The sequence below is a fragment of the Streptococcus suis genome (assembly GCF_002964045.1).
GTDB classification, from domain to species: domain Bacteria; phylum Bacillota; class Bacilli; order Lactobacillales; family Streptococcaceae; genus Streptococcus; species Streptococcus suis_U.
On record NZ_POPB01000414.1, the window covers coordinates 1 to 417 of the forward strand.

Below are 417 nucleotides of genomic sequence, written 5' to 3' on the forward strand. Positions count from 1 at the left end.
CAGAAGGCAAGGGAGATGTAGTAGTAACTATTGGTGATACTACGGTGACCGATGCTGTAACGATCGCTACTTCAGGTCAAAACTTGAGTGTTAAATTGTCACCAGAACAGCTGCAGAAAGATAGTGGTAAAGCAGTTGTTGTAACCTTCAAAGCTAAGATTCGTGCGAACGCTAACTTATCAGGCTACTTGAATGCGGATGACAATACTACGAAGATTCCAAATACGGCAAGCTTCACAATTGATAACAAGCCGAAGGAAAATTCAAATCCAGTAACCGTCACCCCACCAACTCCACCAACACCGACAGTAGATAAGAAGGTTAACGGTCAAGCTCATGAGAACTTGACAAACCGTGACCAAACGTTTGAATACAGCATTTCTACTCAGGTTCCAACTGATGCGAAGAAATTCGAAA

General features: G+C 42.7%; 1 protein-coding gene. It reads left to right on the forward strand.

Annotation, left to right across the window (positions count from 1 at the left end; translation table 11 throughout):
* A partial coding sequence (locus tag C1E99_RS10620; RefSeq protein WP_153060194.1) for an isopeptide-forming domain-containing fimbrial protein occupies positions 1-417 on the forward strand: 417 nt, incomplete at both ends.